Here is a 1,909-nt window from a genome sequence, read left to right on the forward strand (position 1 = left end):
CCGCCAATGCTTCGCTGGCTTGCGTCTTAATTTCGTCGTCCACGCGGACGTGTAACATGCTGGAATGCGCCATCATCAAACCCTCCGTTTTTTCTAATTATGTATCTCTTTTGCGAGACAAACAAGAGTCCGCGTGTCCAAATGCCTTGGTCCAAATTGGAACAACGTGGCGACTACCTTGATGCCTGAGTGGTATTGTTTGTCTATTGGTCGGCATTTGAAAAATACAGAAAGGCGGGTGGCAAACCCAGTAAAACCGACGTTTTTGGCTGAGCCTACCAACAGGCGAAACAGAGAAAAGAGACTGGCCGGAGAGAGAAAATCGATATTTTCGGCCAAAAGGCGGTGCGTACCCGCAGCGTCGAACCGCCACAGCCCGAGCCGTGCGGGGTTTCGGGCATAAAAAAAGGGCCTGGAGAATTTCCAAGCCCTTGTGTTTGGTGGAGGTGGCGGGAATTGAACCCGCGTCCGCAAGCACTCCGCCACAAGCTCTACATGCTTATCCCGCGCTTTTAATTTAACTGTTGACTACCCGTCGGGCCAAGAGGATCAACAGCGATTTCGATTGGATTTAACGCTTCAGGCTCCGAACTAAGCCCTGGCGCGATCTTATGTCATATGATCCCTGAACGCCCCCGAAAGGACTCCGGACGCATAAGTACATCCGGTCAGAGAAGTGGTGCAGGTTTTAAGCTGCGATAGCCACTGAGTAGTTTTCGTCGTTTGCGAATACTTGTTTTCAGTAGGTTTTACGAGCGGTACTGTGCTCGGCATGCACCTGAGGTTTTGCTACCCACGTCGAAGCCATGTCACCCCCAAGAGCCTTCATTCTACCAAACCGGCAAACTATTTGTCAGTAAGATCGGCGGGAATAGGCCGGGTTAGAATCCGCGGCATCGCTCTTGAATTTTGGCGGCGCGTCGATATTTTCCGAAGGAATCCGCCGGCCGTGCAACGGCGCGGACAGCAATATTTCCGGTTGTCCGCAACCGGACGATCCGCTATAACACTTCGGGCCACGCGCGGCTTTGCGCCGACGGCAATGGAGATCAGCGTGCAATACAAAGATTATTATCGGATTTTGGGCGTCGAACGGGACGCGGCGTTGGCGGACATCAAAAAAGCCTATCGCCGGTTGGCCCGCAAATATCACCCGGACATTTCCAAGGAGCCGGACGCCGAGGCCAGGATGAAGGACGCCAACGAGGCTTACGCGGTGTTGTCCGATACCGAGAAGCGGGCGGCCTACGACCAGCTTGGTCGCGGCTACCGGCCCGGCGAGGAGTTCCACCCGCCGCCCAATTGGGATGCCGGTTTCGAGTTTTCCAGCGCCGACAACGCCGATTTCGGCGACTTCTTCAGCCAATTGTTCGGCCGAATGGGCGGTGGGCGGCGTGGCGGCCCGTTCGAGGGGCAGGCCGGCGATTTTCGCGGCCGGGGCGAGGACCACCACGCCAAGGTGTTGCTCGACATCGAGGATGCCTTTCGCGGCGCCTCCCGGCAAATCAATTTGCGCGTGCCGACGATGGATGCCGGCGGTCATGTCGTGTTGGACAACCGCACCCTGAACGTGAAAATACCCAAGGGAGTTTACGAAGGGCAGATCATCCGGCTGGCCGGCCAGGGCGCGTCGGGCAGCGGCGGAGGCAAGTCCGGCGATCTGCTGCTGGAAGTCCATTTCAATCCACATCCACGTCTGCGGGTGGACGGCAATAATCTGCACATGAGCTTGCCGGTCGCGCCCTGGGAAGCCGCGCTCGGCGCGATGGTACCGGTTCATCTGTTCGATACGTCCCTGAACGTGCGGATACCGGAAGGCACCCAGACCGGCCGGCAACTCAGACTGCGCGGCAAAGGCATTCCCAGCGCCGCCCCGGGCGATTTGCTGCTGGATATTCAGGTGGTTTTG

At 57.3% G+C, this 1,909-nt stretch carries 1 protein-coding gene and 1 other RNA gene; one reads left to right on the forward strand and one right to left on the reverse strand.

Going from position 1 to position 1,909, the window contains the following annotated elements; genetic code table 11:
- Positions 1–438: 438 nt before the first annotated feature.
- Positions 439–817, reverse strand: a transfer-messenger RNA (tmRNA) gene (gene ssrA, locus AC3B8H_RS20870).
- 237 nt (positions 818–1,054) lie between these two features.
- Between ssrA and AC3B8H_RS20875 the strand changes: the two genes are divergently transcribed.
- Positions 1,055–1,909 (forward strand): DnaJ C-terminal domain-containing protein (locus tag AC3B8H_RS20875; RefSeq protein ID WP_488443432.1); only part of this gene is annotated, 855 nt, incomplete at its 3' end.

It is taken from the genome of Methylomonas sp. BG-2 (genome assembly GCF_057766305.1).